22 protein-coding genes and 1 pseudogene are annotated in these 24,478 nt (G+C 72.9%); 14 read left to right on the top strand and 9 right to left on the bottom strand.

The annotated features are described in order from the left end of the window. Positions 1–35 precede the first annotated feature (35 nt). From GA0070215_RS04905 to GA0070215_RS04895, 3 genes are read right to left on the bottom strand one after another with little or no spacing between them, the layout of a single operon-like run. The gene (locus GA0070215_RS04905; RefSeq protein WP_141708154.1) at positions 36–866 is read right to left on the bottom strand and encodes an ABC transporter permease; all 831 of its coding nucleotides are present in this window, start codon (positions 864–866) and stop codon (positions 36–38) included. Positions 867–868: 2 nt separating this feature from the next. After that, positions 869–1,696 (bottom strand): ABC transporter ATP-binding protein, encoded by an 828-nt coding sequence (locus GA0070215_RS04900; protein WP_018783782.1) that lies wholly within the window; start codon positions 1,694–1,696, stop codon positions 869–871. Continuing rightward, the gene (locus GA0070215_RS04895) at positions 1,693–2,613 is read right to left on the bottom strand and encodes an ABC transporter substrate-binding protein (RefSeq protein WP_255327229.1); all 921 of its coding nucleotides are present in this window, start codon (positions 2,611–2,613) and stop codon (positions 1,693–1,695) included. The genes GA0070215_RS04900 and GA0070215_RS04895 overlap by 4 nt, the downstream gene beginning before the upstream one ends. Before the next feature lie 310 nt (positions 2,614–2,923). Here GA0070215_RS04895 and GA0070215_RS04890 point away from each other — a divergent pair, with 310 nt between their 5' ends. Both GA0070215_RS04890 and GA0070215_RS04885 read left to right on the top strand, forming a co-directional pair. After that, entirely contained in the window at positions 2,924–3,760 is an 837-nt protein-coding gene (locus GA0070215_RS04890; protein ID WP_091042280.1) for a MaoC family dehydratase, read from the top strand. Positions 3,761–3,961: 201 nt separating this feature from the next. Then, positions 3,962–4,345: a hypothetical protein gene (locus GA0070215_RS04885; protein ID WP_244166892.1), complete on the top strand. Its 384-nt coding sequence runs from the start codon at positions 3,962–3,964 to the stop codon at positions 4,343–4,345. A gap of 42 nt (positions 4,346–4,387) precedes the next feature. Here the strand turns inward: GA0070215_RS04885 and GA0070215_RS04880 are convergent, their stop codons facing one another. The 4 genes from GA0070215_RS04880 to GA0070215_RS04865 form a co-directional block, all read right to left on the bottom strand. Continuing rightward, positions 4,388–5,026, bottom strand: a complete 639-nt coding sequence (locus tag GA0070215_RS04880) for a nitroreductase family protein (protein ID WP_244166891.1) — start codon at positions 5,024–5,026, stop codon at positions 4,388–4,390. A gap of 130 nt (positions 5,027–5,156) precedes the next feature. Further along, entirely contained in the window at positions 5,157–6,398 is a 1,242-nt protein-coding gene (locus GA0070215_RS04875; protein ID WP_018783777.1) for a DUF1501 domain-containing protein, read from the bottom strand. An 11-nt stretch (positions 6,399–6,409) separates the two neighbouring features. After that, entirely contained in the window at positions 6,410–7,708 is a 1,299-nt protein-coding gene (locus tag GA0070215_RS04870; protein ID WP_036344922.1) for a DUF1800 domain-containing protein, read from the bottom strand. Between the two features lie 388 nt (positions 7,709–8,096). Beyond that, positions 8,097–10,079, bottom strand: a complete 1,983-nt coding sequence (locus GA0070215_RS04865; protein WP_167361483.1) for a cellulase family glycosylhydrolase — start codon at positions 10,077–10,079, stop codon at positions 8,097–8,099. Positions 10,080–10,421: 342 nt separating this feature from the next. Here GA0070215_RS04865 and GA0070215_RS28870 point away from each other — a divergent pair, with 342 nt between their 5' ends. Then, positions 10,422–10,829: a LacI family DNA-binding transcriptional regulator gene (locus tag GA0070215_RS28870; RefSeq protein ID WP_244166861.1), complete on the top strand. Its 408-nt coding sequence runs from the start codon at positions 10,422–10,424 to the stop codon at positions 10,827–10,829. 55 nt (positions 10,830–10,884) lie between these two features. On the opposite strand, the pseudogene GA0070215_RS29790 reads toward GA0070215_RS28870, so the two are convergent. Then, a pseudogene (locus tag GA0070215_RS29790) lies at positions 10,885–11,061 on the bottom strand (Gfo/Idh/MocA family oxidoreductase); the annotation flags it as partial. A 287-nt stretch (positions 11,062–11,348) separates the two neighbouring features. Beyond that, positions 11,349–11,744 carry a hypothetical protein gene (locus GA0070215_RS04850; RefSeq protein WP_091042267.1) on the bottom strand — a complete coding sequence of 132 codons (396 nt, stop codon included), beginning with the start codon at positions 11,742–11,744 and terminating at the stop codon, positions 11,349–11,351. A 209-nt stretch (positions 11,745–11,953) separates the two neighbouring features. Here GA0070215_RS04850 and GA0070215_RS04845 point away from each other — a divergent pair, with 209 nt between their 5' ends. The 11 genes from GA0070215_RS04845 (at position 11,954) to GA0070215_RS28630 (ending at position 24,474) form a co-directional block, all read left to right on the top strand. Beyond that, on the top strand, positions 11,954–13,300 hold the full coding sequence (locus GA0070215_RS04845) for an efflux RND transporter periplasmic adaptor subunit (protein WP_091042263.1): 1,347 nt from the start codon (positions 11,954–11,956) through the stop codon (positions 13,298–13,300). A 67-nt stretch (positions 13,301–13,367) separates the two neighbouring features. Next, the gene (locus GA0070215_RS04840; protein ID WP_369754102.1) at positions 13,368–14,087 is read left to right on the top strand and encodes a response regulator transcription factor; all 720 of its coding nucleotides are present in this window, start codon (positions 13,368–13,370) and stop codon (positions 14,085–14,087) included. Then, positions 14,080–15,645: a sensor histidine kinase gene (locus GA0070215_RS04835; RefSeq protein ID WP_208600287.1), complete on the top strand. Its 1,566-nt coding sequence runs from the start codon at positions 14,080–14,082 to the stop codon at positions 15,643–15,645. Before GA0070215_RS04840 ends, GA0070215_RS04835 begins: the two co-directional genes overlap by 8 nt. A 75-nt stretch (positions 15,646–15,720) precedes the next feature. After that, entirely contained in the window at positions 15,721–16,878 is a 1,158-nt protein-coding gene (locus GA0070215_RS04830) for an efflux RND transporter periplasmic adaptor subunit (RefSeq protein WP_091042260.1), read from the top strand. Then, positions 16,875–17,618, top strand: coding sequence for an ABC transporter ATP-binding protein (locus GA0070215_RS04825; RefSeq protein WP_091042257.1), 744 nt, complete (start codon positions 16,875–16,877; stop codon positions 17,616–17,618). The genes GA0070215_RS04830 and GA0070215_RS04825 overlap by 4 nt, the downstream gene beginning before the upstream one ends. Continuing rightward, complete coding sequence (locus tag GA0070215_RS04820; protein ID WP_091042254.1) at positions 17,615–18,847, top strand: ABC transporter permease; 1,233 nt, start codon at positions 17,615–17,617, stop codon at positions 18,845–18,847. The genes GA0070215_RS04825 and GA0070215_RS04820 overlap by 4 nt, the downstream gene beginning before the upstream one ends. Positions 18,848–18,857: 10 nt before the next feature. After that, positions 18,858–19,322 carry a hypothetical protein gene (locus GA0070215_RS04815; protein ID WP_018788606.1) on the top strand — a complete coding sequence of 155 codons (465 nt, stop codon included), beginning with the start codon at positions 18,858–18,860 and terminating at the stop codon, positions 19,320–19,322. Positions 19,323–19,666: 344 nt separating this feature from the next. Further along, entirely contained in the window at positions 19,667–20,653 is a 987-nt protein-coding gene (locus GA0070215_RS04810) for a S1C family serine protease (RefSeq protein WP_244166859.1), read from the top strand. A 75-nt stretch (positions 20,654–20,728) separates the two neighbouring features. Beyond that, positions 20,729–22,024, top strand: coding sequence for a low temperature requirement protein A (locus tag GA0070215_RS04805; RefSeq protein WP_091042247.1), 1,296 nt, complete (start codon positions 20,729–20,731; stop codon positions 22,022–22,024). A gap of 80 nt (positions 22,025–22,104) precedes the next feature. Continuing rightward, positions 22,105–22,506, top strand: a complete 402-nt coding sequence (locus GA0070215_RS04800; protein WP_018788609.1) for a hypothetical protein — start codon at positions 22,105–22,107, stop codon at positions 22,504–22,506. Between the two features lie 186 nt (positions 22,507–22,692). Beyond that, positions 22,693–24,474, top strand: a complete 1,782-nt coding sequence (locus tag GA0070215_RS28630; RefSeq protein WP_091042243.1) for a serine/threonine-protein kinase — start codon at positions 22,693–22,695, stop codon at positions 24,472–24,474. Positions 24,475–24,478: the final 4 nt, after the last annotated feature.

Here is a 24,478-nt window from a genome sequence, read left to right as displayed (position 1 = left end):
CGGCCGTCGCCGGGCCGCCGTCACGGGTGGTCGGATCAGAAGGTGACGCCGTAGCGGCGCAGGGTCCTGCTGGTGACGGCCCGCAGGATCCAGTCGAAGAGGTAGCCGAGCAGACCCAGGGCGATGATGCCGACGAAGACCCACTCGGTCTTGGCGTAGTTGCGGGCGGTCCAGATGAGCGACCCGAGGCCGCTCTGCGCCGCCACGATCTCGGCGGAGACGATGGTGAGGAACGAGTTGCCCATGGCCAGGCGAGCGCCGGTGACGACGTGTGGCACGGTCGACGGCAGCACCACCGAGACCAAAGTGCGGGCCGGGTTCGCGCCGAGCGCCCGCGCGGCCCGCAGCCGCAGCTCGTCGACCGACAGGACGCCGGCCAGCGTGTTCAGCGCGACGATGAAGACGGTGGTGTAGAAGATCAGCGCGATCTTCGACGCCTCACCGGGGCCGAGCCAGATGATCGCCAACGTGACGAAGGCGATCGGTGGCACGAACCGGAAGAACTGGATGTACGGGTCCACCATCAGCCGCAGCCACGGAACGCAGCCCATCAGCAGCCCGACCGGTACGCCGATCACGACACCGAGCGCCCAGCCGGTCAGGATCCGGGTGGACGAGGCGCTGACCGAACTCCACAGCGTGCCGTCCTGGACCAGGTCGACCGCGCCGCGCCAGGTCAGCAGCGGCGACGGCAGGAAGAAGGCGGTGTAGTTGCGGCTGACCAGATCCCAGACGACGACACCGAGCATGACCGACAGGACCGACAGCCCGATCCGGGTCAGCCGGGGCCGGGACCGGCGCCGACGGGCCGGACCGGGGGCGTCCCGACCGGCCCGCTGCGCCACGGTACGCACGTCGACGGTCATGGTCATGCCTCCCTGTCGCCGCCGGCGAAGCGGCCGTCGTGCCCGTCGTCGAGTCCCTGGGCCTGCAGGGTCCGGGCCACCTCGGCGCCGATGTCCTCGCGCAGCCGGCGGAAGAGCGCGGCGCTCGCCGGGTCGGTCAGGTCTCGAGGCCGGGGCAGGTCGCACGGGTAGACGTTCTTGATCGCCGCGGACGGGCCGGCGGTCATCGTGACGATCCGATCGCCGAGCAGGATCGCCTCACCGATGTCGTGGGTGACGAACACGATCGTGGCGCCGGTCTCCCGCCAGATGCGATCGAGTTCGACCTGCATCACCAACCGGGTCTGCGCGTCCAGCGCGCCGAACGGCTCGTCCATCAGCACCACCGACGGCTCGTTGGCCAGCACCCGGGCCAACTGCGCGCGCTGGCGCATGCCACCGGAGAGCTGGCCGGGGAACCGGTCGGCGCTGTGGCTGAGCCCGACCATGGCCAGATAGCGGTCGACAGCGGTGGCCCGCTGTGCCTTGCCGACACCCCGCATCCGCGGACCGAAGTCGACGTTCTGCCGCACGGTCAGCCACGGAAAGAGGGCCTCGGCGCTCTGGAACACCACGCCCCGCGACACGTCGGGGCCGGTGACCGGCGCGTCCGCGCAGGTCACCTCCCCGCCGGCCGGCCGGACGAACCCGGCGATCGCGTTGAGCAGCGTCGACTTGCCACAGCCGCTGGGGCCCAGCAGGCAGACGAACTCCCCACTCGCGATGTCCAGGTTCGCCTCGCGGACCGCCTCGAAATCGCCGAAGCGGATGTCGACGTCGCGCACGGAGACCGGTGAACCGGAGCGGCTCACGCCACACCCCTGACCATGACGGTCGCCGGGTCGGCCTTCTGGTTCACGATCTTGCTGTCCTGCTGGAACTGGGCGATCTCCTGGTACCGCTCGATGTCCTCGTCGGTGAAGTCCCGCACCTGGCACTGCACGCCCTCGAGCAGGCTCTGCGCCTCGGCCGCCGGCACCTTGATCGCCTTCTCGGTGACCGTGCCGGCCTTTGCCGGGTCGGCGGTGAGTTGCTCGCACGCCTTGCCGACTGTGTCGACGATCTTCTTGGCCGCCTCCTTGTTGGCCTCGTACCAGGCGCCGTCGACGCCGATCACCAGGTTGTAGACGTAACCGACCTCGCCGCTGGTCAGCAGCACCTTGCCACCGTTGGCGACGCCCCGCGAGGGCCACGGCTCCCACATGATGTAGCCGTCGATGTCGCCGCGTTGCAGCAGCGCCGGCATCTCGGCGGGCGATGCGTTGACGAACTCGACCGCGTCACGGCTGATGCCCTTGTTGTCGAGCACCTTGTTGGTGGCGTACTCGTTCACGGTGCCCGGCACGACGCCGTACTTCTTGATGCCGGCGACGTCGGCGATGCCGGCCCGCGCGACGAGCTTGATGAAGTCGGGCGACTGCGAGAAGACCGCGAGCCCCTTGATGTCACCACGGGTGGCCCGGTTGAGCAGGCTCGACTCGGTGCTCGCCGTGACCTGGCCCTGCTTCGCCAGGATCGCGTCGAGCCCGCCCGTCCCCTCCTGGTACTGGGTGACTGTCACGTCGAGGCCGGCCTGCTCGAAGAGGTTCTCCTGATTCGCCAGGTAGATCGGCGAGTACGCCGGATCGACCCCGACCCCGAAGTTCACGGCGACGGAAGGTGCGCCGGTGTCGCCGCCGGGCTCCCCGGAGGACTGGTTCTCGGAACACGCCGACACGGCAACGGTCATCAACAGGGCTGCGGCCACGGCCCGCACTCGCACTCTCATCGCTACCCCAGACTTAAGCGGCTCATAATGTGGTCTTGGTTGCTTAATATGGGACGCTACTGTGAGCCGCTTTACAACGTCAAGAGCTACGACCACCGGCCTTTCACCACAGAGAGTAGGCAGACCCAGCCGAACTTCCCCATCCCACCGCCCGTGCACCGGGAAGAGAACAACCATGAAGAGCCTGGAAAACCCGCTTGGTACGGCGAATCCGAAATCTCGCCCACCGGCAAGCCAGAAAAATCCGGTCACGGAACGTGTCGACAAGGCGGTGAGGGCCCGACTTTCGTCATCCGGCCGTTATGCGGCGACGACGACCGAGCGGGCGTGGACCACCACCGACACCATCCTCTACGCCCTCGGCGTCGGCGCCGGACAGACCGGCCTCGCCGACGAACTCCGGTTCACCACGGAGAACTCCACCGGCCACCCGCACGCCGCGCTCCCGACCTTCGCCACCCTGCTCGCCGCCGACCCACCACCCCTCGGCGAACCGGCCGTCGTGCGGCACGCCGGCGAGACCCTGACCCTGCACCGGCCGCTGCCGGCCGCCGGCCGGGCCCACGTCACCGCCGTCGTCGCCGGCGTCCACGACCGGGGCAGCGGCACCCTGGTCCATCACCGGTCGGAGATCCACGACCTCGGGGGCGGCCACCCTCTGGCCACCGTCGAACGGACCATGTTCGTCATCCGCGCCGACCGCGCCGAGGGCCGGCCGGCGCCGGTCCTGCAGCGGCGGTGCCCGGCGGGCCGGCCCGACCACACCATCCACCACCACATCCGCCCCGACCAGGCCCTGATCTACCGGCTCAGCGGTGACCGCAACCCACTGCACTCCGATCCCGCGGTCGCCGCCGCCGCCGGGCTTCCCGGCCCGATCCTCCACGGACTGTGCACGTACGGCTTCGCCGCCCGTACGCTGCTGAACGCGGTGGCCGGCGGCGAGCCCGACCGCATCCGCCGGATCAGCGCCCGGTTCAGCGCGCCCCTACTCCCCGGCGACACCCTCACCGTGCTGGTGTGGCGCCGACCGGGTGGTGCACAGTTCCAGGCGCTCGACGGGCAGGGCCGGCCAGTGCTCGACCGGGGCGCACTGGACCTGCGATGACCACCGGACGAGAACTCGCAGGTCCTGACGCGTGGTGGAGCACGTCCCGCCGTTCGTCGCCGGCTGAGCGCCGTCGACAAGCGCGCGGACGGACACGTCGCGGCCCCGGATCAGGCGTGGCGCCGGTCCGGAACGGGAAGAGACCCTGTGCCGCGGGTACGCTCCCACGCCAGCTCGCCATAATGGAGGCTCTTCGTGATCATGGCACTGCTGCTCGACCTCGCCAACATCGTCGGCGGTTTCCTACTCGCCGTTCCGCTGCTGCGACTGTTGCCACGGGTCGGCGACGACCTCGGCCGCCTCGCCGGCCGGGCCGCCCCGGTCGGGTGGATCGTCGGCCTCGTCGCGCTGGTGACCGGCGGGTACCACCTCATCGTCCACCTCGTCTCCGGCCCCCGGCTGTTCCACTTCGAGGTGGTCGGCATCGGCGTCGGGCTGGCGCTGCTGTGGAGCCGGCTGACCGGGCGAGCGGCGCCGCAGGCCGAACAGCCGAAGCAGGCCACGGGCGTCCGGCTGCTGCTCGCGGTCTTCGGTCTCATCGCGATCGTGGTCGGCATCCAGGGTCTGTTCACACCGGACGGCTGACGCGAGACACCACCGCAGGGCACCGAGAGCACGGGATCCGCCTCATCGGCGAACGAGGATCTCGTCCAGGGGCTTGCGGTCGATCGCGGGCACCTCGGCGTCCGCCGCCGGGTATCCGACCGGTATCACGACGTATCCGCGCTCCTCGCGGGGCCGATCAAGAATCTCGTTGAGGAACCGCATCGGGCTCGGTGTGTGGGTCAGGGAGGCCAGCCCCGCCTGGTGCAGCGCCGCCAGCAGAAATCCCACGGCGATCCCGACGGACTCCTTGACGTAGTAGGGCTTCGGCGACCTCGGACCCTTGTGCACCTCGAACACCACGATCAGCGCCGGTGCGGTCTCCAGAAACGGCTTGCGCCAGTCGGTGCCCAGCGGCGCCAGCGCGTCCCGCCACTCGTCGGAGACCCGCCGCCGGTAGAAGTCGCGCTCCTCGGCCTCGGCGGCCTCGCGCAGGGCGCGGCGTACGCCGGGATCGGTGACCACCACGAACCGCCACGGCTGGAGGTTGGCGCCACTGGGTGCGCTGCCTGCGGCCCGCACGGCCTCCTCGAGGACGCCCTCGGGTATCGGGCGGTCGGCGAACTGCCGGACGGAGCGCCGGGCCGACAGGTTCGCGGTGAACGCACGTGCCCGGGCCAGCGCCTCGTCGACAGGCACATCGGAGCGGGGAGCAGCCCGCATCGGCACCGCTGGTCCGTCTACTGACATCACGTCAGTGTGCCGGACGGCACCGACGGATGACCACCACGCGGCGACTGGCGCGTGGCCTGCCGGCCAGGCGTGCTGCCGGGGCGACGAGCAGCGGCCGCCCTCAGAGCACGCCGGTCAACCGGCCACGCCAGCCGCCGAGGACCGATTCCGGTTCGGTGTCCAGCACCGACTCGAGCAAGGTCGCGTAGACGTCCCGGAAGTCGGCTGTGAACTTGAGGTCACCGCGGTCGAGGTCGGTCAGGCTGGGCGGATCCCCGTGCAGGCCACCACGTACGCCCGAGCCGAGGAGGAGCACGTTCGAGGCGGTGCCGTGGTCGGTGCCGTCGGAGCCGTTGGCCCGGACCCGGCGGCCGAACTCGGAGTAGACGGCGACGACCACCTTCCGGCCCGCGTCGGTGCGCGCCATCCGGGCGGCGAATCGGGTCAGCGCCCGATCGAGCTGCCCGAGCAGCACCTCCTGCAGCTGCTTCTCGTCGGCGTGGGTGTCGAACCCGCCCAGCGACACCGAGAACACGCGGGTGGTGACGCCGGCCTCGATGCACTCGGCGGCGAGGTCCAACTGCGTGTCCAGTGAGGTGCGGGCACCGCCGGTCGCGGTGGCCGGAGCCGTCTCCCCGTCCTCGTCGCCGTCCTCGTCCGCTGCCGCGTCGCGGACGTCGCGGATCATCTGGTCGACCGCGCGCAGGTCGGCGAAGCAGGCCGCGGCGCGTGCCCGGGCGGCCGACTCCCCCGGCTCCGCCGCCGCCAGCGCCCCCAGTGCGGTTTCCGGCAGGCCACGTGGGGCCCTCCGCCCGCTCACCGACACCGACGCGCCCGCCGTGCGCTCCCCGGCCAGCAGCGGCGGCAGTGCCGGTTCGAAGGAGACCGCGAGTCGCGGATCCCCGCCGTTGCGGTCCAGCCACCGGCCCACCCACCCGGTGGTACCGGGGCGCTCGGGTTCGGCGGTGTGCCAGATGTCCATCGACCGGAAGTGGCTGCGGTCGGCTTTCGGGTAGCCGACGCCACGCACCACCGCGAGCCGGCCCTCGCCGTAGAGCGAGTGCAGTCCGGCCAACGCCGGGTTCAACCCGACCTCGTCATCGAGGCGCCTGACCTCCTCCCCCGCGTATGCCAGCTCGGGACGGGCGTCGTGATAGGCCGGGTCGGCGTACGGGACGACGGTGTTCAGGCCGTCATTGCCGCCGTACAGCGTGACCAGAACCAGCGTACGTACGTCCGGGTCGCGGTCGCCGGCGGTGGCCAGCAGGTCCTCCAGCCGGTACGCGGCGGCACCGGCCGCCAGGCCGGCGGCGCCGGCCACGCCGCTGGCGACCAGGAACCGTCGCCGAGTCAGGATGTCCACACCGATCTCCTTCAGCTGACTGTGTATTCGGGGCTGACCAGGCCGGCGATGATCAGCCGGCGGGGCTCACCGGCCAGCGGGGCCAGGACCGCGCGGGTGCGCTCGCTCCACCGGTCGACCACGAGGAGCCGGGCCAGTGCGTCCGGTCGACCGTCTCGTGGGGCCGCCGCGAGCCGGGACAGCACCGCCGGTGCTGCGGCAGCGGCGAGATGGTCGGCGGCGCGCAGCCGGGCCTGCGCGGACGACGTGGTCAGCCAGGCGGTCCCGGACGGCCAGCCGCCGACGCTGGGCGGGCGCAGCGGCACCTGCTCCAGCGCGCTCAGGCCCGTGACCAGCTGCCGGCGACGGTTCTCGGACAGGGCCGACGGGCGGATCCCGAGCTGCCGCGTCGCCCCCACCAGCCACTCGACGGGTTGTTTGACGAGGGTGTCCCGGGTCCGCGCGAAGTCCGGCGCGGTGAACATCCGGCGCAGCGTCGCCGCGGTGTCGGCACCGGCCAGCCCGTCCGGGGGCGGCACGTGCGGGCCGGCGAACCGGAACCAGAGCCGACCGGCCACGAACCGCGAGGTCTCCGGCCGCTCGGCCAGCAGCCGTGCGTACGACCGGGCGTCGAAGGCGGCGGTGACGCCGAGAATCGTCTTCGGTCCCGGATCGTGGCGGCGTGGCTCGAACCGCGCCTGCCCGCTGCGGTCGATCGTCCAGCCGGTCAGCGCGCGGGCACCCTCTCGGACGTCCGCCTCGCTGTAGGCGTCACCGATGCCGAGGGTGAACAGCTCCATCAGCTCCCGGGCGAGGTTCTCGTTCGGGGCCTGCCGGGTGTTCCGCTGCCCGTCCAGCCACCGGATCAGGGCCGGGTCGCGCACCATCGCGTCCACCAGCGGCGGCAGCGGTCCGAGCCCGAGCCGGCGCAGGGTCTCCAGCTGCGTCGACATCATCCCGGCGGATCGGACCTTCTGCACGCTGGTCGCCCAGTGCCCGTGCCAGAAGAACAGCAGTTTCTCGGTCAACTGGTGCTCGGCGGCGATCATTCGTTCCAGCCACCAGTCCAGCAGCCGGGTGGCCTGCTCCCGGCGCTGCTGGTTGGCCTGCTGCCGCTGCTCCCGGGTCGCCCCGCGATCGAGTTGAGCGGCCGGGTCCGGGCCGAGGACCGGCGCCGGGGTGGCCGCCGCACCACGATCCGGGCCGTCGGGACCGATCAGCCGATCGAGGGTACGGGCGAATCCGTCGCGTTCGGCCGCATCCACTTCTTCGGCCGTCGGCCCGAACGTCGCCCGGCGCAGCAGGTGCGCCACCGCTTCCCGCTCATTCATTCGGCCGACGCTACGGCACGAATGTACGACGACGGTAAGAACTCGGTCCGGGATGGACAAACAAGCGTCGGTCGACACGAACCCGGCATCCACCAGCAGCCGTCACCCCCGGCGGTCCCGGCGGACGCACGCCTGGACACGTGCTGTGCCTGCTGCCGGTGGCGTCACCGAGGCCGGCGCCGGTACGCCGCCCTTGGACTCCCCGGTCAGGCCGGCAGCAGACGGTAGGAGTCGCCGGTCGGGATGCCCCAGTCGAGGGAGGCCTGAACGCGTGCGCACGGTGCGGGGACACGGCCCGGCGGGCGGGCGAACCGCCGCCGGGCCGTGTCCGGTCAGCACCGACGAGTCTTCGGAGCCGGTGGACCCGCGGCCTGTCGCGCGGGTCCGGTCACGACGCGGCGCAGCTCAGATCGGCCGGCGCGGTGCCGGCACCGGTGCCGGTGAAACCGAAGGTGGTGCTGGCCTGCGGTGCCACCTTTCCGTTGTACGGCTCGTTGCTGACCGTGTTCTTGCCACCGGTGGTGGTCAACTTCCCGTTCCAGACCGACGAGATGGTGGTGCCGGAGGGGTTCGTCCAGGTCACGGTCCAGCTGTTGATCTGTGCGGTACCGGTGTTCTTCACCTGGATGTCGCCCTGGAAGCCGCCCTGCCAGGCGTTGGTCAGCTGGTACGTGGCGGCGCACCCGCCGCCACCGTTGCCGCCCGCCGGAGTCGTCACGGTTCTGGCCGGCGAGAGCGCCGACACATTACCCGCGGCGTCGCGGGCCCGCACCGTGAAGGTGTACGTCGTGTCGCCGCTGAGGTTGCCCGCCCGGTAGCTGGTACCGGAGACCGTGGCGACCACCGTCGCGGGGGCGGTGCCCACGGCACGCAGCACCTCGTACGAGGTGACTCCGACGTTGTCGGTGGCGGCGGCCCAGGTCAGCGTGGCGGCGTTGGCGGTGACGTCACTGGCGGCGGGCCGGCCGGGGGCGGTCGGCGCGACGGTGTCGTTCGCACTGCCACCGGCGTAGCGCTCGGTGAGGGTGATGCTCGTGGTCGAGCCGGCACCGCCGAGGCGAACCTGGTGGTCGAGACTGACGAACTTTCCGTTGTGCTGCCAGAGCACCGGCTTGAGGATCTGGTTGTACTTCGTCTCGTCCCAGGTCTTCCAGTCGTCGAGCAGCAGGCCGCCGGTGTCGCCGGAGTTGGGATTGAGGCACCAGAAGGTGTGGTGCAGCTTGTACTCGCCCATCAGGTCCCGCAGCGCCTTGAGCCACTTGTCCTGCCGGGCGTCCTGGCCGAGCCGGCCACCCCACTCACCGATCAGCAGCGGCGCGGTGTCGTCCTCGTGCAGGTACAGCCAGTTCGGCCGCCACACGTCGTTCGTCAACGACGTCTTGTCGAAGTCGCCCTGGAACCACGGCTGCTCGTACACCAGCGGTCCGTAGTCGTGCGGCGAGTACACGAGCTGATCCTGGTTCGCGCCGAGGTCGACCGGGAACTCCCTCGCCCCGCGCAGGTTCCCGCCCCACCAGTTGTTGAAGTAGTTCGGGCTCAGGTCGGGGTTGGTCTTCGGCGACTCCCATGTCTTGCCGGGCCGGGGATACGTTTCGATCCCCTCACACAGGATCAGGACCTTCGGGTTGATCGCCAGGATCCGCCGGCCCGCCGTCTCACACGCGTGCTTGAAGTTGTCGACGTCCGTGCTGCCGTCCCACTTCGCCCGCGGGGACTCGTTCGGCTGGCCGTGCGGTTCGTTCTTGATGTCCATCGCGACGATGGTGTCGTTGGTCTTGTACCGGGCGGTGACCCATTCCCAGCCCTGGTAGAACTTCTCCGGGGTGATGGTGCCCTTCCACCACACCGGGTAGATGTGGCCGGAGTTGTCGGCCTCGGCGCTGTGCACGTCGAGCATGACCTTCAGGCCGTACTTCTCGCACAGCTCGAGCCAGTGGTCGAAGATCTGCAGGTTGTTCATCCCGGCCAGCTCCGGGTTGGCCGACAGGTTGACGTTCGGCATCACCGTCTGGCCGGCCTTCCACTCCAGCAGCAACTGGGTAGAGATCGGCACCCGGACGATGTTGATGCCGCGCTCGGCCATCTGCCGGGTGATGGTCTCGATGTTGCCGTTCCACAGGCCGTGGAAGACCCGCTCGGTGGCGTTGAAGCCGAACCAGTTGACCCCGGTGAGCCAGACCTGGTTGCCGGCCTCGTCGACGATCTTGTTGCCTTCGGTGTGCAGCCAGTCCTCGGTGGGTGCCGCGCTGTCGGCCGCCGGTGGCAGTGCCGCTCGGGGCGGGGGCGCCGCCGATACCGTTGCCGGGGCTGACAGCCCGACGACGACACAGGCCGCGAGCGCGACGACGCGCATGGATCTCTTCGCAGACATGCCTTGTCCTTTGGTGGTGGTGTTGGCGGTGCGATTGGGAGCGCTTCCATCGACAATCATACGCAGGATGTGGGTCGCCGCGTCCAGTCGTGTGACGCGCGGGCCGTGCCGTACCGCCGGGCCCGGGACGCCGGGTACCACCGGTCGAGGCCAGTCCTCGCCGGCCGTGCCACGCTTCGGTGATTCCGGCGGAGTCGGGCCACGCCCCGCCACCGGGACGTAAGCGCCCCGCGACGAGACCTGCGTCCCACCCTCTCCAACGCCGGGCTCGTCGCGCCGCGGACGCGCCCGCCTGTCCACGAACGGCGGCCGACCGCCCGGTACCCGACATCGAGCCGGAGCATGATGCGCGCGCAGCCGACCGTCCGACAGCACGGCCTGCGCAAGCCGCCGGTGGTCGCCCTGGTGATCTGCGAGCCGACCGCACGGGTGTTCGCCGACCCGTTCTTCGCGCGACTGGCCGCCGGCACGGAGGAGGAACTGTCCATACCCGGCTTCCCCATGCCGATCCTGACCGCGACGCGGGACGATCTGGCCGGCATCGAAAGCTACCTTCTCACCGGCGGGGCCGACGGCGTCCTCCTGGTCGGCGCGTCCCACCAGCGCCCAGAGGCCCGGGCGGTGGCCGCCTCCCCGGTACCGGTACGCGGTGTCGGCCGACCGGCCGGCCTCGACCCCGCCGGCCGAGTACACGTCGTCGATCAGCCGCTTCACCTCCCGGTCCCACGGCTGCCGGCCAGTTCTCGTTGACCACGAGCGGCACGCCGTGCCGGTGCGCCAGGTCCGCCAGCTCGGCGGCGGCCGCCACGGTCGGCGCGAGCGGCTTCTGGCAGAGCACCGGCAGCCCGCGGTCGACCGCGAGCCGGATCAGCTCGCCGTGGGTGGTCGGCGGCGTGCAGATGTCCAGGAAGTCGGGCCGGACCTCCGCAATCGCCGCTTCGAGGTCGACCCCCGGCCAGCTGACGCCGGCCTCGCGAGCCACCACCGCAACCCGATCCGGAGATGCCGGCCACGTCGTAGCCGAACTGACCGCCGGTACCCTCGGTCGCGGTGACCATGTCCCGCTCCCAACTCGCCGTCGAGCTGCCCAGGCAGGCCGCAGCGGTCAGGCCGGGACGGGTGATCCTTGACATGGAGATCCTTCCGGTACGGGGGTGATCGCCGCCCGGCCGGGTTCTGTCGGCCGGGCGGCTCGCAGACAGACACTCCGCGCCGTCGTGGAAGGTTTCGTCGCCCCGGCACTCATCTGCCCCGGCCCTGCGCCCGGGGTCAGCCCTCGCCGCGCCGGCCGCCCTGCGGACGGGAGCCCTCGCACGCCTGCTGGGCACTCGCCCAGGTGGCGTCGTCGACATCGGCCGGACGGAGCGCCTCCGGCCCGCCGCCCTGGCGGTTCCCGTCGCCCGGCTGACCGGAGGGCCGGGCGGAAGGCCGGGCGGAAGGCCGGGCGGAGGGCCGGGTCGTCGGTCGGGCGCTCGGGTCCGCCTGTCCGCTGCGGCCGGGCCGGGCCGAGGGCAGCTCCTCGGGTACGTCGATGCCCTGCTCGCGCAGGCATGCCGCGTACGCGGCCAGCCCGCCGACCGGCGGCTGGGCCGGCTGCGACTGCTCGGCCACCGGCTTGCCGCCGCAGCCGGCCGCGAGCGCGAGCAGGGTGACGCCGACCGCCACGGTCAGGGCCGGTCGTCGATGGATGCGGGGCATCTGACTCTCCTCGGGTCTCGGGTGCGGACCCACGCCCGCACGACGGGTCAGCAGAGACGACAAACCTCCGGCGCGGCTCCGACGGGCCTGGGAGTCACCTCGGAACACCGGGCTGTGAGGTAACTCCGAGGTACGGCCGAGCCCACTGTCAGGAAATGGGTCGACGATCGCCAGCCATGGGCTTCCACCTGCACGTGTGGCGGGCGATCCGGCGCCGGCCGGTACCCGCCGCCACCACCGCCGTACTGGTCGCGGTCACCGCCGCGGTGGGCGCGGCCGCGTTGTCCGGCGGGGCCGACCGGACCGCGGCCCCGGCGGCGACCGTACGGGTGGAACGGGGAGAGGTGACCTCGGCGGTCGCGGCGACCGGCTCGGTACGACCCTCGGCCGACCGTGGACTCGCGTTCACCGCGGCCGGCACCGTGACCGAGGTCCGGGTCCGTCCAGGGGTCGACGTCACCGTCGGTCAGGTGCTGGCGGTCCTCGACGACGGCGAGGCCCGCGCCGAGGTGACGCGCACGGAGCAGGCCCTGGCCGACGCGCGGGCCGCGCTCGACGACCTCGAGGCCGAGGAGGAGCCGGACACCCCCGCCTGCGCCACGTCGCCCGCCGCGGCCGCGCCGGGCGGCGGCGCGGGAGGTGCGGCTGCCGCCGCCGCGACGGGCGACACCGTCCGGACGACGTCCCCGGGCGACACGGGATCACCCAACCCGGGAACCGGCTCCGAACAGCCCTCGCACTCCCCCGCGCCGTCGGCCGACCCGGCTCCCACGGGATCGCCGGGCTCCCCCGCCGAGCCGTCGCCGGGCGGCACCAGGAACGGGCCGGTGGCCACTGCGACGGCTCCGGCTCCGGCGGATCCGGGCTGCCTGGCGCAGCCCGGTGGTTCGAGGCCGGGCGGCGCCGACGCGGGTGCCGACCCGCTGCTGCGGGCGCACCAGCAGGTGACCGCCGCGCAGCTGGCCCTCGCCGAGGCGGAGGACCGGCTGGCCGGTACGACAATCACCGCGCCGGTCGACGGCCGGGTGCTGTCGGTGGCCGGGCCGGTGGGAGCCCGGGTGTCAGCGGGTGCGCGCTTCGTCGAACTGGCGGTCGTCGACGGGATGCAGGTCACGGCGACCTTTCCGGAGGCCGACGCCGGGCGGATCGCGGTGGGGCAGACCGCCACGGTGACCCCGGCCGGGCGGTCCGGGACCGACCTGGCGGCCGAGGTGGTCCAGTTGGACCCGGTGGGCGCCAACGACGGTCAGGTGGTCCGGTTCGGGGTCCGGCTCGCGCTGGACGACGCTCCGGACGACCTGCTGATCGGGCAGAGCGCCGCCGTGCGGATCCGGATCGCCACCGTCACCGACGTGCTGCGCGTACCGGCCGGCGCGGTCCGGGTGCGTTCGGATGGATCAGCCACCGTCCTGCTCGCCGGGGCGGCCGAACCGCGCGCCGTCGTGACCGGTGTCCGGGGGGACCAGTTCGTGGAGATCAGGTCCGGTCTCGCCGAGGGCGACCTGGTCCTCGCCACCGGATGATCCCGCTCAGCTCGGGGACAGGTCGCTCCCAGCTCGCTCCGAGGTTGCCCGGATAGACCTGGCAACCGTGTCCGATCGCCGTACCCGTGTGCTCGTCGTCGACGACGAGGAGAACATCCGTGCCCTGTTGTCGGCGACGCTGCGACTGGTCGAGTTCGACGTCCGGGTGGCCGGCGGCGGCCATGAGGCGTTGACCATGGCCGAGGAGTTCGACCCGGACCTGGTGGTGCTCGACGTGATGCTGCCCGACCTCGACGGCTTCCAGGTCGCCCGGCGGCTGCGCGGTGCGGGCGCCGGGGTGCCGGTTCTGTTCCTCACCGCGCGGGGCACTGTGGAGGACCGCATCTCCGGGCTGACCGTCGGGGCGGACGACTACGTGACCAAGCCGTTCAGCCTGGAGGAGGTGGTGCTGCGGATCCGGGCGATCCTGCGCCGCAGCCGCGCCGACGACGCGCCGGCACCGGACGGCGTGCTGCGCTACGCCGACCTGGAGCTGGACGAGGACGCCCACGAGGTACGCCGGGCCGGCCGGGTGGTCGAGCTGTCGCCGACGGAGTTCAACCTGCTGCGGTACCTGATGGTCAACGCCGGCCGGGTGGTCAGCAAGGCGCAGATCCTCGACCGGGTGTGGAACTACGACTTCGGCGGCGACGGACGCATCGTCGAGTCGTACATCTACTACCTGCGCAGGAAGATCGACGTACAGGCACCGCCGCTGGTGCACACCGTACGCGGCGTCGGCTACACGCTGCGGTTGCCGCGTCCGGGACCGGACGACGGTGGGTAGCCGCCGCGCCGCCCGGCGGCGGTTGCGCCGGTGGGGACGCTGGACCCTGCGGTCCCGGCTGGTCGTGGTGGTGGCGGCGCTGACCGCGCTCGCGCTGGTCCTGGCGAACGCGGCCGGGCTGGTGCTGCTGCGCCGGACCCTCACCGACCGGATCGACGAGCAGCTCAGCACGGTCAGCCGGCCCTTCACCCGGGACGCCGCCCCGTCCTACGACCCGCACGAGCGCACCCGGGTGCTGCCGCGCGCCCGGCTCGGGCCGGAGCAGGTGGTGCTGCTGTACGGCCCGGACGGCAACCTGCAGGACGTCCGGCGCTCCGACGAGTCGGCCACGGTGCCGATGGTCGAGCCGTACGACAGGCTGGTCGCCCGGGCCGCCGGCACCCGCCCGTACACCGTCGGGGCCGCCGACGACGCGGCCGCCTGGCGGGTCCTGGTGGTCGAGCGCGGCGACGACCGGGGCATCGCGGTGCTGGCGGTGTCGCTGCGCGAGGTCGAGGAGACCACCGACCTTCTGCTGCTGATCGACGCGGTCGTGATCGTGGTCGTCCTGCTGCTGCTGGCGTCGCTCGCCGCGGTGGTGGTCCGGCTCGGACTCCGGCCGCTGACCCGGATGGAGCAGATCACGGCCCAGATCACCGGGGGAAACCTGTCCCGCCGGGTGCCCGACGCCGATCCGCACACCGAGCCCGGCCGGCTCGGCGGGGCGCTCAATCTTATGCTGGACCGGATCTCCACCGAGGTCGCCGCGCGCCGTGAGTCGGAGCGGCGGCTGCGGCAGTTCATCGCTGACGCCTCGCACGAGCTGCGGACGCCGCTGACCTCCATCCGTGGGTTCGCCGAGCTGTACCGCCGGGGCGGCACCCCACCGGGCCCGGAGCTGGACGGAACGATGGCCCGGATCGAGGCCGAGGCCGCGCGGATGGGTCTGCTCGTCGAAGACCTCCTGCTGCTCGCCCAGCTCGACCACGAACGCCCTCTGCGGGAACAGCCGGTCGACCTGCTGGGCGTCGCCGCCGACAGCGTCCGCGACGCGCACGCCCGCGCGCCCCGACGCCGGATCCGCCTGGCCGCCCTCGACGGCGACGGGTTCGAACCGGTGATGGTCACCGGCGACGAGCACCGGCTGCGCCAGGTGGTCGCCAACCTGCTCAACAACGCCCTGCAGCACACACCACCGCAGGCCCGCGTGACGGTCCGCACCGGGCTGCTGCGCCGTGCACCGGCCGGACCGCCGCCCGTCGCGGCCGTGGGAGATCCGCTGCCCGCCGCAACGCCGGCCGCGGTGCTGGAGGTGACCGACGACGGGCCCGGCCTCGCGGCCGACCAGGCCGTACGGGTCTTCGAGCGGCTCTACCGCGCCGATCCGAGCCGGACCCGCGGCAGCGGCGGGTCCGGCCTCGGCCTGTCCATCGTGGCGGCCCTCGTGCGGGGACACGGGGGCCGGGTCGAACTGCTCACCGCCCCCGGCCGGGGGGCCACCTTCCGGGTCCTGCTGCCCTCGGTCCCCGATGCCGACCGCGGCGAGCTGGTCGACCTGCTGCGCACCACGCACAGCTGACCCGCCGCCCGACTCCCAGCCGGCTCCGAGGTGGCGCCGGGTCCGCTCCGAGCCGCCACCTGAAGGCTGTCGGGCATGCGTCTGCGACGACTCATCCCTGCCCGCGGCCCGTCCCTGCTCGTCAACACCGGCCTCGCCGCAGCGGTGCTGCTCGCCGGCGGCTGGGCGCACACCGCGTTCAGCGCACCGGAGACCGCGACCACCGGCGAGGCCCGGACGGTGCCGGTCAGCCGTGCGACGGTGACGTCCGCGGTCTCCGTACCCGGATCGGTGCGCAGCGCGACGACCGCGAGCGCGACCTTCGCCACCGCCGGGACGATCACGGAGATCGCCGTCGCCGTCGGCGACCCGGTGAAGAAGGGCCAGGTGCTGGCCCGGGTCGACGCCTCGGCCGCGAAGCGGGAGCTCGCGGCGGCGGACGCCGACCTCGATGCGGCGCGGGACGCGGCGGACCGGGCGGCGGAGACGGAGGGTTCCACCACCCAGGCGGAGGCGGCGGTGACCCAGGCGGAGCTGAAGGTCGCCGCTGCGCGGGAGAAGGTCGACGGCACCACCCTGACCGCGCCGATCGCGGGCACCGTGGTCGCCGTCAACGGCAGCGTCGGGGACTCCGGCACTTCGGCGGGCGGCGCGGCCACCGGCGGCGGCACCTCCGGGGCCGCAAGCACGCCGTCCGGTACGGGAGGCGAGGGACTCGTGCAGATCGCCGACCTGACCCGGCTGGAGGTCTCCGCCGCCGTCCCCGAGGCCGACGCGACCCGGCTCAAGGCGGGCATGCCCGCCACGGTCAGCTGGAACGCGCTGCCCGGCACCACCGCGCAGGCGACGCTCGCCGCGATCGACCCGAACGCCACCACCGCCAACGACGTGGTGACCTACGGCGTCACCCTGAGCCTGAAGGACCGTCCCGACGCCGCCCGGCCCGGCCAGAGCGTGCAGGTCACCGTCACCCTCGACACGGCCGAGAACGTCGTCGCGGTGTCGGCTCTCGCGGTCACCGGCGCCGGCAACCGGAACACCGTGACCGTCCTGGACAACGGCGACCCGGTCGTCCGCCCTGTGGAGGTGGGCCTGCGGGGCGACCAACTCGTCGAGATCACCTCCGGCCTGACCGAGGGCGACCGGGTCCTGCTGCCCAGCACCGGCGACGCCGAGACGAGCACCGGTGGCGGCGGGCGCGGCGGACCGGCGGGCGGCGGCCTGACCGGTGGCGGCGGACGGGGCAACCGATGACCCTCCACCTGGTCGGCCACCACCACCGCACCGCCGCGGCCCGGACCCGTCCGGTGCTCGACGTCAAGGACCTGACCAAGGTGTACGGGCAGGGCGAGGCGACCGTGCACGCCCTGCGTGGGGTGTCGCTGACCGTCGCAGCCGGGGACTACGTGGCCATCATGGGATCCTCGGGATCCGGCAAGTCGACGCTGATGAACATCCTCGGCTGCCTCGACGTGCCCAGCACCGGCACCTACCACCTGGACGGGGTCGACGTCAGCCGGCTCGACGACGCCCGGCTGGCTCTCGTCCGCAACCGGCGTATCGGTTTCGTCTTCCAGTCGTTCAACCTCATCCCCCGCACCTCGGCGGTGGCCAACGTCGAGCTGCCCCTGGCGTACGCCGGCATCAAGCCCGCCGAGCGACGCCGACGGGCTCTCGCGGCCCTGGACATGGTGGGACTGGCCGGCCGGGCCGACCACGAACCGAACCAGCTCTCCGGTGGTCAGCAGCAACGCGTCGCCGTCGCCCGCGCCCTGGTCACCGAGCCCGCGCTGATCCTCGCCGACGAACCCACCGGAAACCTGGACAGCCGTTCCACCGAGGAGGTGCTGGGCATCCTCGACCAGCTGCACGCCGCCGGCCGCACCATCGTCATGATCACCCATGAGACGGAGGTTGCCGCCCGGGCACGTCGGTTGGTCACCCTCTTCGACGGACGGATCACCACCGACGTACGACAGGACGGTGCCCGGTGAGCCTGCTGGAGATCCTCCGCTTCGCCGGCCGCGGTGTCGCCGCCAACAAGCTGCGCTCCGCGCTGACCATGCTCGGCATCCTCATCGGCGTCGCCGCGGTCATCCTGCTGGTCGCCGTCGGCAACGGCTCCGCCCAGGCCGTCAACCGCAGCATCGAGGCGCTGGGCACCAACACCATCACCGTGTCCAGCACCGCCCGCGGCGGGACGACGCCGTCGGCACTCACGGTCGACATCGCGCAGTCCCTGCACGACCCGGCACTCGCCCCCGACGTACGGGCGGTCTCACCGGTGGTCAGCAGCGCCCCGACGATGACCCACGCCGGCACCGAGTACCCGGTGGCGCAGTTCCTCGGCACCCACCCGACCTACTTCGGGTCGTCGAACAGCCCGCTCGCCGCCGGCGCCGCCTTCACCGACCAGGACGTGGCCCAGGGGCGGCGGGTGGTCGTGCTCGGGCGGACCGTCGCCACCGAACTGTTCGCCGACACCGACCCGGTCGGCCAGCAGGTCACCGTCGGCGGCGCCCTGTTCACAGTCGTCGGGGTCCTCGCCGAGAAGAGTTCGGCATCAGGCTTCGCCGACCCCGACGACCTCGCCGTCGCCCCGCTCACCGCCGTGCAGCAGACCATCACCGGGTACGGCCCGGTCAACTCCATCCTCGTCGAGGCCACCGGCCCGGACCGCGTCAACGCCGCCCAGCAACAGGTCACCCAGATCCTCAACCAGCGCCTCGACCTGCCGGCCGGCACCACCGCCACCGGCCGGGGAGGGGCCGGCGCGGACGCCGCACCGTACCGGATCCAGAACGCCGCCCAACTCCTCGCCACCCGCACCGAGACCGCGCAGACCTTCACCGTCCTGCTCGGCACCGTCGCCGGCATCAGCCTGCTCGTCGGCGGCATCGGCATCACCAACATCATGCTGGTGACCGTCACCGAGCGGACCCGGGAGATCGGCATCCGCAAGGCGCTCGGCGCACCCCGGCGCACCATCCTCACCCAGTTCCTCGCCGAGGCGACGATGCTCAGCGTCCTCGGCGGCGGCCTCGGCGTGGCCGCCGCACTCATCGGCAGCCGCTTCACCATCGTCGGCGTGCAACCGGTGATCGTGCCCAGCTCCGTCGCCCTGGCCCTGGGAGTCTCCGTCGCGATCGGGCTGTTCTTCGGCAGTGTCCCCGCCAGCCGCGCCGCCGGCCTGCGACCCATCGACGCACTCCGCTACGAATGACAGGTGAAGCATGACGACCGACCTCGACACCGCACTCGCCGCCGGACCCCGCCCCTGGCGGAGCCCGGCCACCCCGTGGCTCATGGCGGCGCTGCTGCTCGTCGGCGGCTTCGCCGGCGGCGCCCAGGCGCAACTGGCATACGGGCCGGACTCCGAGCCCGCACCGACGGGACGCGGAGCAGCGGTCGACGGACCCGCCGGTGGGGCCCGCGGCGGCGGGGCCCGTGGCGGTGGCGCCGCTCCCCCGGCCGCCACCGCCACCCCGGCCACCACCGGCACCGTCACCGGCATCGACGGGACCGTCGTCAAGATTCGGCGCGAGTCCGGTGAAACGGTCACCGTGCGGACGGACGACAGCACGCAGGTCCAGCTGCCCGCCGCACTCAAGGACCTCCGGCCCGGCGACACCGTCGCGGTGACGGGAGACGGGCAGGGCGGCGAGCTCACGGCCGCCACGATCGTCCGGCAGGAATAGTCGGTTGTCTGGGAAGCGGCGGTCTGTTCTGGAGGTGGTGCTGGCCGCGTACTCGGTGGCGGTGCCGGCACGCTCGGCGCGTTCTTCCCCAGCCGGCAACGCCACGGGCGGACGCGCGGAAGCGCCGCGCACAGCTACACGGGTGACCGGTGGCAATACGACAGTGCCATGACGATCGACGGTCAGCACCGTGACAACCGGCCGAACCGATCCCTCCCGGCGTTTGTCCCTGCAGGCTGCGGGTAGCGGCCGCGAGAGGCGCCGGAGAGCCCGTCGCCACTCAGGTTCTCCGGGAGGGCAGAGACGTGGAACGTCGACGGCGCCACGCGACGATCATCGGCAGCGTGGCACTCCTGGCCGTGACAGTCGGTTGCACGGCGGACGGCGATGCCACGGCGACACCTGCCGGCCAGTCGACGGTCTCGGCTGCGCCGGCCGCAGCCGGCCTGCCACAGGTGGTCGCACGGCTGCAACCCTCCGTCGTCACCGTCCGGACCGGTCAGGGCCTCGGCTCGGGTGTGGTCTTCCGCGACGGCGGGCTGGTTCTGACCAACGAGCACGTGGTGGGCGATCAGAGGGAGGTCGAGCTGGCGCTCGCCGACGGAACCCGGGTGCCCGCCCGGGTGGTGGCCGCCGACGCCGTCACCGACCTCGCCGTCCTGCGGGCGGAACGCACCGACCTGCCGCCCGCGCCGCTGCGCGCCGAACTGCCGGCGCCAGGTGAACCGGTGGTGGCACTCGGCAGCCCGCTCGGCTTCCTCAACAGCGTCACGGCCGGCATCGTCTCCGGCGTCGGCCGGGAGATTCCCGGCTCGGCGAGTCAGGGCAACGCCCTGGTCGACCTGATCCAGACCGACGCCGCCATCTCCCCCGGCAACTCCGGCGGCGCGCTCGCCGACTACTCCGGCCGGGTGGTCGGGATCAACGACGCGTACCTCCCGCCGCAGACCGGGGCGGTGTCCATCGGGTTCGCGATTCCCGTCGCCACGGCGGTCGACATCGCGGACGACCTGCTGGACGACGGCAAGGTCACCCAGCCGTACCTCGGGGTGGCCGTGACCCGGCTGACGGCGGAGATCGCCCGGTCCCTCGGTGCCGCCACCGACCGGGGGGTGCTCGTCCGGGCCGTCGCCGGCGACGGCCCGGCGGCGGCCGCCGGTCTGCGGCCCGGAGACATCATCACCGGTCTGGCCGGCGACCGCACCGAGACGCTGGAGGGGTTCCTCGGGGCCCTACGTGGCGTCGAGCCCGGTCAACGCCTGCCGGTCACCTACCTGCGCGGGTCCGACAGGCGCAGCACGACTGTCACGCCGACCGCTGCCACCCGCTGACCCCTCGCCAAGCGATGTCGGTGGTGCTACGCCGAAACCGGGGCGGCCTCACCGAGGCCCGGGAAGACTGAAGCGGTGGGTACTTCCGTTCTCGTGCGCAGGTCGCGGTGGCTGACGCCGGTCGTGCCGGGGACGCGGGTCACCCGGCTGGAGTTGTTCTTCGACCTCATCTTCGTCTTCGCGTTCCTCAACGTGACCGGTCTTGTCTCCACCCACCCGACCCCGAGGTCGGTCGTCGCCGGGTTGCTCGTGCTGACGCTGCTCTGGTGGTGCTGGACGGTGCTGGCGGCCCTGGGCAACCTCGTCCGCCTCGACAAGGGGATCCTGCCCGTGTTCGGGCTCGGCATCGCCGTCGCCACGTTCGTGCTGGCGATCACCATCCCGCAGGCATTCGAGAACCAGCGGGACGACCTGGCCGGGCCCACCGTGTTCGCGGTCACGTACCTGGTCCTGCGCGGACTCACGATGGGCGCGTTCCTCTTCGCCTTGACCGGCACCGGCCGGGCCCGGCGGCAACTGGCGCTCGTCTCCGCGCCGCCACTGGTGGCGGCCGTCCTGGTCGTCCTCGCCGCCACGGCGGCGTGGTGGGCGCCGCCGGGCGTACGCGTCGACGCCCGGTTCGGCCTGTGGGCGGCCGCGCTCCTGGCCGAGTACTCGGTCGGCCTGATCCTGCCCTACTCCAGGTGGGCGGTGGCTTCGGCCGGGCACTGGGCCGAACGCCACTCCCTGATCGTCCTGATCGCGCTCGGCGAGGCGGTCATCTCGCTGGGCGTCGGACCGGGCCGGTTCGAACGTCTCGCGCTGTCCGGGCCGGTGATCGCCGGGTCGGCCGTCGGCATCCTGCTGCTCGCGACCTTGTGGTGGCTGCACTTCGACACCCTCGCGCCCAGCGTCGAGCAGGCCATGCACGGCATTCGGGACATCCGGCGGATCTCGCTGGCCCGGGACGTCTTCACCTATCTCCACCTGCTAATGATCATGAGCATCATCAGCCTCGCGCTCGGCCTGAAGTTTATCCTCGAAGAGGTGGCCGAGGCCGTCGTCGAGCCGCTGAGCTGGGCCGGGGTCGTCGCCCTCTACGGCGGGGCCGCACTGTTCCTGCTGACCGAGGTCGCCGTGGTCGCGCGCACCTTCCGCCGGGTGCGGCCCACCAGGCTGGCCACCGCCGCCGTCGTCGGTCTGCTGGCCTGGCCGGCGACGCTCGTCACGCCTCTCGCCGCGTTGGGCGCGCTGGCGGTGGTCCTGCTCGCCCTCGTCCTGGTCGACCGGTTCACCGGCGCCGCCGCCCGCCGGAGGATCAAGGCGTCCCTGCGAGACGAGGAGGAGGTCGCCGAGCGCGCGGTCAGCCAGTGGCGGCAGCAGCACTTCTGACGGTTCACCATCGACCGCCTCTTTCAGCCGACGAAGGCGACAGACTCCGCCCACGGACCGGTTGCCGGGCACGCAACCTGGTGACCGGGCGCGCGCTCGCCGGCGACGACGGCGAGTACGCCGTCCGGGGCCTGCTCCTCGCATACCCGGGTGTCGACGGCTACCCGGCCGGCGGCGACGCGCCCTTGCACGCCGTGCTCTACAACGACTCCAAGAGCCCCGTCACGGTCACCGTGACCAGCGAGGACGCCCGGGAGGTCGTCCTGGTCGCGACGAACCGCGACCTGCCTGCGACCGCCACGCCCGACCGCCCGCCGGCCTCCGGTCACCGAGTCCCGGCGTACCCGCCGTCGGGTCGCGGCAGCCGGCCCGCGTCGACCTCCCTCCGCTGGGCTTCCTGCGGTTCACCGAGCAGCCCGGCCGCTCCTTCGCGCTCCTCGGACTGGACCGGTCGCTGCGCTCGGGGCAGAACGCCACGGTGACCTTCGACGTCGGCAACGGCCGGCGGATCACCGGCCCGGCGGCTGACCGTCCTCGTCGCTCCGGCGGGCCGGCCGTCGGGCGCCGCGCCGTCCCCCGTTCCGTTTTCCCTGCTGAAGACCCGGGTAGGAGGTCAAGGTACGCCGCAGAGATCGAGACGGCCGAACCGACCGTCGAGGAGGTGGACGATGCGGGTGTTGGCGGGCCGCTATCGCCTGGTGCGGCAGGTCGGACGGGGCGGCTCGGCTGTCGTCTGGCAGGCGGTGGACCAGTTGCTCGACCGGACGGTCGCGGTCAAGCTGCTCGCCCCCGGCACGGCGGAGGACAGCGGATGGCGCGAGGCGGTGCGCCGCGAGGCGCGAGCCGCGGCGCGGCTGGACCACCCGAACGTCGCGGCGGTCTACGACTACGGTGAGGCCCGGTTGTCGGGGCTGCGCCGGGTGCCCTTCCTGGTGCTGCAGTACGTCGACGGCGAGACGCTCGCCGACCGGTTGCGCCGGTCCGGGCCGGCGGGGTGGCCCGCCGGTGGCCGGATCTGCGCGGAGGTGGCGGCCGGGCTGGCCGCGATCCACGAGGCAGGGCTGGTCCACCGCGACGTCAAGCCCGGCAACGTGCTGCTCGCCCCCGAGGGAGCGAAGCTGGTCGACCTCGGTGTGGCGCTCGCTGTGGGCTCCGACACCGTCGACAGCCGGGGCGAGATCCGCGGCACCCCGTCGTACATGGCTCCCGAGCAACTGCGCGGCGAGCCGGCCGCTCCCGCATGTGACGTCTTCGCCCTCGGTCTCCTGCTCACCGAATGCCTCACCGGACGACCGCCGGCTCGCCCGGACCGGGCCGACCGCGACGATCACGGCGCGGCCCTGCGGATCGACGGGGTACCCGAGGCGGTGGAGGATCTGCGCCGCCGTTGCCTGGCACCCGATCCCACCGGACGGCCGAGCGCGGACGCCCTGGCGCGGTCGCTCGCCTCCGCTGCCCGCCCCGAGTCGGTGCGGCTGCGGCCGCCTGTCACTGCCCGTCCCGATCCCCGACCCACCACCCCTGCGACGGCCGGAAGCACTCGCCGGACGAACGTCCGGCGGGCGGCGCTGGTCGGCGGCCTCCCGGCGGTCCTGGCGGCGGCGGCGTTCGTCGCGCAGCTTCCCGGCTCCGGCCCGACCCAGGACGCCTACGGCGCGTCGGAGGCGTCACCGACCGCGACCGCCGGCTGCACGGTCACCTACGCGGCCGAGCGGCGGCAGGGAACCTTCGACGCCGAACTCACCGTCGAGGTGGCCGGCGGGCAGCCGACCGGACGGCCCGTCCTGGTGTTCCGGCTGTCGCCCGGCCAGCGCCTGGCCGCCCCGCTGGACCGGTGGCAGTCGGGGCGAACGGTACGGCTCCCGGTCGCGCTGGAGACCTCGTCGCGAATCCGGGTGCCGCTGCGCGGCACCTATGCCGAGCAGGCCCGATCCGGCCCGGACCGCTTCACGCTCGGCGGCGTGCCCTGCCGGAGATCCTCGGCGCTGGTCACCATCGCGGGCGAGGACGGGGAGGCGGCGACCCCGGCGACGCGTCGCGTGCCGTCTGCCCGGCCCGATGATCCGGCGCCCCGATCCACCGGTGCCGGCACCGCGCCCGCGACGACACCACCGGACGCGGCCGGGGACGAGCCGGCGGGGGAACCGTCGCCCTCGGCCGGAGAACCGACCGGCCGCCCCTCGCCTTCGCGGCCGGCGCCGACGGGCCCCAGCCGCGAACCGACAGCCGACCCGACCGGCTCCACCGGCTCCCCCACGAGCCCGTCCGTCTCACCGTCGGCCCCGTCGAGCCCGTCGAGCCCGTCGGCCCCGTCGAGCCCGTCGGCCCCGTCGGCGTCGTCGAGCCCGTCGGCGCCGTCGAGCCCGGACGCGGGGTCGACACCCGTCGCCACCGCCTCGACCACCCCGGCCGACGTTCCCACGTCGGTCGACGCCGACGTGCCGGCCTGACCTC

This window comes from Micromonospora marina, from assembly GCF_900091565.1.
Classification (GTDB): domain Bacteria; phylum Actinomycetota; class Actinomycetes; order Mycobacteriales; family Micromonosporaceae; genus Micromonospora; species Micromonospora marina.
The sequence above is the reverse complement of the archived record's forward strand: the minus strand, read 5'-3'. Positions and strand labels throughout refer to the sequence as shown.

What these genes read in the sequence shown, in the direction of transcription:
- GA0070215_RS04815 (WP_018788606.1), top strand. Translation starts at nt 18,858, where the DNA reads ATGACGACCGACCTCGACACCGCACTCGCCGCCGGACCCCGCCCCTGG.
- GA0070215_RS04895 (WP_255327229.1), bottom strand. Translation starts at nt 2,613, where the DNA reads ATGACCGTTGCCGTGTCGGCGTGTTCCGAGAACCAGTCCTCCGGGGAG.
- GA0070215_RS04870 (WP_036344922.1), bottom strand. Translation starts at nt 7,708, where the DNA reads ATGAATGAGCGGGAAGCGGTGGCGCACCTGCTGCGCCGGGCGACGTTC.
- GA0070215_RS04845 (WP_091042263.1), top strand. Translation starts at nt 11,954, where the DNA reads ATGGGCTTCCACCTGCACGTGTGGCGGGCGATCCGGCGCCGGCCGGTA.
- GA0070215_RS04880 (WP_244166891.1), bottom strand. Translation starts at nt 5,026, where the DNA reads ATGCGGGCTGCTCCCCGCTCCGATGTGCCTGTCGACGAGGCGCTGGCC.
- GA0070215_RS04905 (WP_141708154.1), bottom strand. Translation starts at nt 866, where the DNA reads ATGACCGTCGACGTGCGTACCGTGGCGCAGCGGGCCGGTCGGGACGCC.
- GA0070215_RS28630 (WP_091042243.1), top strand. Translation starts at nt 22,693, where the DNA reads ATGCGGGTGTTGGCGGGCCGCTATCGCCTGGTGCGGCAGGTCGGACGG.
- GA0070215_RS04830 (WP_091042260.1), top strand. Translation starts at nt 15,721, where the DNA reads ATGCGTCTGCGACGACTCATCCCTGCCCGCGGCCCGTCCCTGCTCGTC.
- GA0070215_RS04825 (WP_091042257.1), top strand. Translation starts at nt 16,875, where the DNA reads ATGACCCTCCACCTGGTCGGCCACCACCACCGCACCGCCGCGGCCCGG.
- GA0070215_RS04865 (WP_167361483.1), bottom strand. Translation starts at nt 10,079, where the DNA reads ATGTCTGCGAAGAGATCCATGCGCGTCGTCGCGCTCGCGGCCTGTGTC.
- GA0070215_RS04885 (WP_244166892.1), top strand. Translation starts at nt 3,962, where the DNA reads ATGGCACTGCTGCTCGACCTCGCCAACATCGTCGGCGGTTTCCTACTC.
- GA0070215_RS28870 (WP_244166861.1), top strand. Translation starts at nt 10,422, where the DNA reads ATGATGCGCGCGCAGCCGACCGTCCGACAGCACGGCCTGCGCAAGCCG.